The organism is Cellulomonas humilata (assembly GCF_013359775.1).
Lineage (GTDB): Bacteria > Actinomycetota > Actinomycetes > Actinomycetales > Cellulomonadaceae > Cellulomonas > Cellulomonas humilata.
The window spans coordinates 42696-49856 of record NZ_JABMCI010000034.1 but is presented as its reverse complement, the minus strand read 5'-3'; the positions used below and the strand labels follow the sequence as shown (position 1 = coordinate 49856).

The window sequence follows — 7161 nt, the reverse complement described above, 5'->3', positions numbered from 1 at the left end:
CCCACCCGCGACGGTCCAGCGCCGCATCGGGCTCGGCGCACCGCTGCGGGCGAGCGAGGCGGCGAGCGTCGCTCCGCCCGCCACGGTGTCGCCCGCCCGCGAGCGCCCGGCGCAGGGTGCGCCCGAGCCGGCTGTCGCACCGCGGCTCGAGGTCGGGGTCGACCTGCCTCTCGTGCAGCGCTCGGCCGACCCGTCCGGCACCGCACCGACCGAGCCGTCGCCGCCCGCTGCCGAGCCCCCGGTCCAGCCGGCCGAGCCGCTCGACCAGCCCGCCGCCGCGACGGCGCCACACGCGCCGGACCCGACGCCGACCCCGACCACCGGCCCGCTCGGCGACCTGCTGACGGCGCTCCCGGTCACCGGCGAGCCGCGGCCCACCGGTGACGCTCCCGCCACGATCCCCTCCCCCGCGTTCGAGCCGCCGGTCGTCGCCCGACAGATCGCTCACCGCACGGGAGAGGACCTGGCCGGCGAGCCACCGGCGACGACAGGTGCACCGGTCCGGCCCGCTGCGGACCCGCACCCGGGCGGCCCCGGCGCGAGCCCCACGGCCGCTCCATTGGTGCAGCGCGCGAGCATCGACCCACCCACGGTCGGCGGAACGATCCCGACCGTCGCGCCACCGGTCCGAGGTGGCGGCGCACCGGTCCGCGCGACGAGCCCGACGACGGGGCTTCCCGTCCGGCCCGTGAGCAGCCCGCCGCCGCCCGCCGGCGCTGCCGCCCCGGAGACCGCGCCACTGCTCCAACGCTCGAGCGTGCCGCCGACGATCAGCCCGCCGAGCCCGACGACCGGGCCTGCCGTCGAGCGCTCCGGCGCTCCGACACCCGAGCTGCCAGACGCCCCCGGGCCGGGGCTGCCGGTCGTCGCTCGCGCGGTCGCCGACGGTGCCCCCGACCTCGACGAGGCACCGACCGGGCTCCTCGACGTGCTGCCTCTGCCCAGCGATCCGGCCCCCACGACGAGCGGCCCGTCGCGCCCGGGCACGCCGGTCGTCCAGCGCGCCCCCCTGCTCTCGGTCGCCCGCGCTCCGCTGCTCGCCACCTCACCGCGGCCGCCCTCGACGCTCGCTCCCCACGCCGGTCGCCCGGCGCCGGTCTCGCCATCCCGGTCCGCGGTCGTCCAGCGCGCCGACGTCGCACCCGTGCCCGCACCCGTGTCGCTGCATGCGCTCGCCACGCCGGCCCCGTCCTCCGCCGCGATGCCACGCACCCCGGACAGCCGGCTGGCCGTGACGCCCCCGGCGAGTCCCGCGGCCGCCGGACCGATGCCGGTACAGCCCCTGCCCGTACAGCGCGTCGACGCCGTCGTCGCGATGCCGGCCCACCCCGTCCAGAGGGCGGCGGGGCCGTCGGCGGGCGAGACCGACGCGCTCCCGGAGGAGGCCGTGCAGACCCTCACGGAACCGCCGACGGTCCAGGCCGTCACTCCCCCGGAGCCGGCGTCGGAACCGGGCCCGCGCGGCGGATCCCCCTCGCCGTTCGCGGCGGCGTCGGCCGCCGACCTCGACGAGCTCGCCCGGCGCCTGACGCCGCCGCTGCTGCGTCGCGTGCGAGGACAGCTGCTGGTCGACCGCGAGCGCCGCGGCGTGCGCGTGGACCTGTGACCGGGACGACGGGAGGCCGACCATGGCGGACGTGAAGGTGCTGGAGGACGTCGACACCGCCGTCGGCGTGTCCTACCTGGTGAAGGTCGACGGCGAGAGCCTCGGCAGCTTCAGCTCGTGCGAGGGGCTGGGGGTGGAGGTCGTGCTCGAGAGCCGCGAGGAGGGCGGGTTCAACACCGGCATCTGGCAGCTCCCCACGCGGCTGAAGTACCCCAACGTGAAGCTGTCGCGGCCGCTCGGCGAGGGCACCGGCGACGTCGCGCGCTGGCTCGCCAAGGTGAGCCAGGGGCTCGTTGCGACGACGGCCACCATCACCGCCCAGTCGACGTCCGGGCAGGAGATCGTGACGTGGAACCTGCAGGGGGTGGTTCCGGTGCGCTGGACCGGTCCGTCGCTGACGTCCGAGAACGCCAAGGTGGCCACCGAGACGCTGGAGCTCGCGCACCACGGCTTCCACGACGGCGCGGGGTGGTGAGCGACCATGAGCGGCACCCCCACCGGGCTCGACGCCGGCGCTGCCACGGCCGCGAGCGGCTCGCAGGGCTCGCTGAAGAAGGCGATGCTCGAGCTGCACGAACCCTCGAAGGACGGCTCCCTGGACAAGCCGGGCGACCTGATCGGGACGGTCGACTTCCAGTTCAACCCGAAGGAGCTCACCCTCAGCAAGTCGGCCAAGTGGACGCGGCCGACGACGAAGGGCAGCACGAAGGCCAGCCCGCCGCAGTACCAGGGGCCGCAGCCGTCCAAGATGACGCTCGAGATGTTCCTGGACGCGTCGGTGTTCTTCGCGCCGGGACGCACGCAGGACGACTACGTGGTGAAGACGGTCGAGCAGCTCTTCCGGTGCTGCGTGCCGACCGACGCGTCGCACGGGCAGAAGAAGGACTCGCCGCCGTGGGTCCAGCTGCGGTGGGGCGGGGTCACGGGCTTCCTGGCGTACATCGAGAGCGTGCAGGCGAAGTACACGCTCTTCACCCCCGCCGGCCTGCCCGTGCGCGCGGTGTGCACCGTGGTGCTCCAGGAGCTCGCGGGTGAGCCGCCCGGCACCAACCCGACGTCCGGCGGCCGGGTGCCGTACCGCGAGCACGTCGTCGTGCATGGCGACTCGCTGGCCGGGATCGCGTACGCGGAGTACGGCGACGCGTCCCTGTGGCGGGCCGTCGCCGACGTGAACAAGGTCGACGACCCGTCCCGCCTGCGGCCGGGGCAGCGCCTGCTGCTGCCGACCGCCGAGGAGCTCGTGCGACCCGCGTCCCCGTCGGCGCGCAGCCGGCTCCCGGTCCCGGGCCTCCCTGTGCCGGCGCCCGCACGCGGTCGGGAGGTGGCCGGTGCCCCACGGTGAGGAGCACAGCGCGTCCCTGCTGGTCGAGGTGGAGGGCTCGCCGCTGCCGGTCGACGTAATGGCGTTGCTGGTCAGCGGGTCGGTGGACAGCAGCCGGAACGTGCCGGACATGTTCGTGCTGCGCTTCAGCGACGAGCACGCGATCGTCCTGGCCAAGGGAAAGCTCACGATCGGCGCCAAGGTCCGGCTGCGCGTGCAGAACAGCGGCCCCGGCGGACCGGCACCGCTGCTGGACGGCGAGGTCACAGCGCTCGAGGCGGAGCTCGACGCGGACGGCTTCCACACCGTGGTGCGGGGCCTGGACCGGTCGCACCGGCTGTTCCGCGGCCGTCGCATCGAGGCGTACCAGAACATGACCGCCGACGAGATCGCCCGCAAGGTGGCCAAGCGCGCCGGCCTGAAGGAGGGCACGTGCAACACGGGCGGCGGCGTGCTCGAGCACACGGTGCAGGAGAACGTGAACGACTGGGACTTCCTCGGGTCGCTGGCCGCGCAGCGCGGGGCCGTGGTCCGCGTGGTCGAGGGAGCCCTGGACTTCACGCGTCCGGCGCAGGCGTCCACCGCACCGGCCGGCGGCGACGGGGCGCGTACCAACCCGCTGGTGCTGGAGAAGGGCGTCAACGTGCAGTGGCTGCGCTCGACCGTCACGGCCGCCGGCCAGGTTCCGGAGGTCGAGGTGCGGGGCTGGGACGTCGCGCAGAAGAAGGCGGTCGTGGCCGTCGCGCCGGCGGCCACCGCGACCGTGACGCTGGCCGACGCCGACCCCGCCACGTTGGCGAGCTCCTTCTCCAGCCCCGGCTACGTGCAGCCGGCACCGTCGGTGGCCGACCAGGGACAGTGCGACGCACGGGCGAAGGCCCTCGCCGACCGGATCGCCGCCGGGTTCGCCGAGCTGGAGGGCGCGGCGCACGGCAACCCCGCCATGCGGGCCGGGGAGCCGGTCACGCTGCGCGGGATGGGCAGCCCGTTCGACGGTCGGTACACCCTGAGCGCGGTGCGGCACGAGTTCACCGCGGACACCGGGTACGTCACGTCGTTCACCGTGGCGGGGGCGTCCGAGCGGTCCCTCTACGGCTCGGTCGTCGGGGCGGGACATCCTGCCGCCACGCCCGGGGTGCTCAGCGCGGTGGTCACCGACATCAAGGACCCCCAGAACCTCGGTCGGGTGAAGGTCAAGCTCCCCGTGCACTCCGACCAGTACGAGAGCGGGTGGGCGCGGACCCTGGCCCCGGGGGCGGGCGCCGGACGCGGCACCGCCCTGCTGCCGGAGGTCGGCGACGAGGTGCTCGTCGCGTTCGGCAACGGGGAGATGGGGCACCCGTTCGTCCTCGGCGGGCTCTACAACGGCAAGGACACCCCCGAGCCCGACCAGGTCAACGCCAACGACGGCAAGGTGCAGCGCCGCGTGTTCGTCTCCCGCACGGGGATGCGCGTCGAGCACCTGGAGAAGCCCGACGGGGAGGAGCTGGTGCTGAGCACCAACGGCGGAGCGCAGAAGGTGCGGCTCGTGCAGAAGCCGGACGCGAGCATCGAGATCATCTCCGAGGGCCCGGTGACGGTGACGGCGAAGAAGAACGTGCAGGTCACCGCGCAGAAGGACATCGAGGTGAGCACCCCGTCCGGCAAGGTCACGGTCAAGGGGACCGACCTGGTGCTGGAGGGCACGTCGTCGATCGCGCTGAAGGCCCCGAAGGTCACCGTCAACGGCACCGCGAGCGCCGAGGTGTCGGCGCCGAACGTCAAGGTGTCGGCGACGGCGACCGCGGAGCTCTCCGCGAGTGCGACGACGACCATCCGCGGCGCGATCGTCAAGATCAACTGAACGACGGCGGGAAGGAGCGGCGACGTGGGACAGGAGTTCGTCGGGGCCGGCTGGGCGTTCCCGGTGCGCACGGACGCGACCGGGCGCATCGCCCTGTCCCGCGAGGGGCGCGAGATCGAGGAGAGCATCCGGCTGATCCTCGCGACGTCACCGGGCGAGCGCCCCATGCGGCCCGAGTTCGGCTGCGCGGTGCACGACTACGTGTTCGCGCCCGCCGACGCCTCCACCGCGGGGGCGGTCGCGTACGCGGTGCGCGTCGCGCTCGACCGCTGGGAGCCGCGCATCGAGCTGCGGGACGTCACGGTGCGGTACGACGAGGTGGAGCACGGGGTGCTGTACATCGACGTGCACTACGCGCTGCGGGGGACGAACGACCCGCGCAACCTCGTCTTCCCGTTCTACACGATCCCCGACGAGCGCCCCGCGACGAGCATCGGAGCCTGACGTGCTGCCCACACCGAACCTCGACGACCGCCGCTTCCAGGACCTCGTCGACGACGCGAAGCGCATGGTGCAGCGCCGCTGCCCCGAGTGGACCGACCACAACGTGTCCGACCCCGGCGTGACCCTCATCGAGACGGTCGCGTTCATGACCGACGAGCTGTTCTACCGCCTGAACCGGGTGCCCGACCGGCTGTACGTGGCCTTCCTCGAGCTGCTCGGCGTCCGGCTGCACCCCGCGGCCGCCGCGACCGCGGACGTCACGATGTGGCTGTCCGCCCCGCAGGAGGAGACGGTCGTCGTGCCGGAGGGGACCGAGGTGGCGACGGCGCACTCGGAGCGCGACGAGGCCGTGGTCTTCACCACCACCGTGGAGCTGCACGTCCCCCCGCGGCACCTCGCGCACCTGCTCACGCAGCGGCCGGGCGGCGAGCCGGTGGGGCACGACGAGCAGCTGGGCTTCCGTCAGCCGTTTCCCGTGTTCGCCGACCAGCCGCAGCTCGGCGACGTGCTGCTGCTCGGTCTCGACGACAGCGCCCCGTCGTGCGTGGTCGTCCTGCGGTTCGACTCCGACGTGCAGGGCGTCGGCGTCGACCCGCGGCACCCGCCGCTCGTCTGGGAGGCGTGGGACGGCCACGGCTGGGTGGCGTGCGAGGTGGACAGCGACGGCACGGGCGGGCTGAACCGCCCAGGCGACGTCGTGCTGCACGTGCCGGCGTCGCACACGGCGTCGGTGCTGGGTGACCGGCGCGCAGGCTGGCTGCGCTGCCGCGTGGTGCCCCCCGACGACGACTACTCGCCCTACAGCGCGTCGCCGACCGTCCGGGAGGCGAGCGCGTTCACGATCGGCGGCACGGTGGCCGCCGTGCACGCCGATACGGTGACCGACGAGGTGATCGGGCTGTCCGAGGGCGTGCACGGGCAGGTGTTCCCGCTCGAGCACCGGCCGGTGGTGGCAGGCCCTCCGCTCACGCTCGAGGTCGCTGCCGGGTCCGGGTGGGACACCTGGACCGAGGTCGACTCGTTCGCGGGGCACGACGAGCAGGACCAGGTGCTCGTGGTCGACCGCGCCGCGGGTGAGGTCCAGCTGGCGCCCGCCGTCCGGGAGCCGGACGGCACGCTGCGCGCGTACGGCGCCGTACCTCCGAAAGGCGCCCCGCTGCGCGTGCCGCGCTACCGGACCGGAGGCGGTCCGGGCGGCAACGTCGCGGCGGGCACCGTGCAGGTGCTCCGCGGGACCGTGCCCTTCGTCGACCGGGTCTCCAACCGCCGCCCGGCGTCCGGCGGCGTCGCGGCGGAGACCATCGAGGAGGCCAAGGAGCGCGGGCCGCTCGCGCTCCGCGTCCGGGACAGGGCCGTCACCGCCGAGGACTACGAGGAGCTCGCGCGTGCGGCCGTGACCGGCGTCGCGCGTGTGCGGTGCGTCGCGGCGGGCGACGGCGCGGACGCGGGCGGCGTGCGCGTGCTGGTCGTGCCCGCCGCGGTTGCCGACGCCGACGGCGCCCTCCGTTTCGAGGAGCTCGTGCCGGACCCCGCCCAGCTCGCCGCGATCGCGGAGCACCTCGACGACCGCCGCCCCGTCGGTGCGCGCGTGAGCGTCGAGCCGCCGTTCTACCAGGGCGTGACCGTCGTGGCGCGCATCACCCCACGTCCACGGGCATCGGTGCCGCTGCTCCAGGCCGAGGCCGTCCGCGCGCTCAACCGCTACTTCGACCCCCTCCGCGGGGGTCCCGACGGCGTCGGGTGGCCGTTCGGTCGGCCGGTCCAGGCCGGCGAGGTCTACGCGGTGCTCCAACGGCTGCCCGGCACCGAGCTCGTCGAGGACGTCAAGCTCTTCGCGGCCGACCCGCTGACCGGCCGCCGCGGCGAGCCCCTCCAGCGCATCGACCTCGACGCGCACGCGCTCGTCTTCTCGTTCCGCCACCAGGTCCGGGTCCTGGAGCCCTGACG

General features: G+C 74.7%; 5 protein-coding genes and 1 pseudogene. All 6 read left to right on the top strand.

Annotation, left to right across the window (positions count from 1 at the left end; all coding sequences use genetic code 11):
• Positions 1–1606 (top strand): annotated as a pseudogene (locus HP550_RS00830) (hypothetical protein); the annotation flags it as partial.
• Between the two features lie 22 nt (positions 1607–1628).
• Entirely contained in the window at positions 1629–2081 is a 453-nt protein-coding gene (locus tag HP550_RS00825; protein ID WP_175345703.1) for a phage tail protein, read from the top strand.
• A gap of 6 nt (positions 2082–2087) precedes the next feature.
• Positions 2088–2948: a CIS tube protein gene (locus HP550_RS00820; RefSeq protein WP_175345702.1), complete on the top strand. Its 861-nt coding sequence runs from the start codon at positions 2088–2090 to the stop codon at positions 2946–2948.
• On the top strand, positions 2935–4770 hold the full coding sequence (locus tag HP550_RS00815; protein ID WP_175345701.1) for a VgrG-related protein: 1836 nt from the start codon (positions 2935–2937) through the stop codon (positions 4768–4770). The genes HP550_RS00820 and HP550_RS00815 overlap by 14 nt, the downstream gene beginning before the upstream one ends.
• A 24-nt stretch (positions 4771–4794) precedes the next feature.
• On the top strand, positions 4795–5214 hold the full coding sequence (locus HP550_RS00810) for a GPW/gp25 family protein (protein WP_175345700.1): 420 nt from the start codon (positions 4795–4797) through the stop codon (positions 5212–5214).
• 1 nt (position 5215) lies between these two features.
• Positions 5216–7159 (top strand): putative baseplate assembly protein, encoded by a 1944-nt coding sequence (locus HP550_RS00805; RefSeq protein WP_175345699.1) that lies wholly within the window; start codon positions 5216–5218, stop codon positions 7157–7159.
• Positions 7160–7161: the final 2 nt, after the last annotated feature.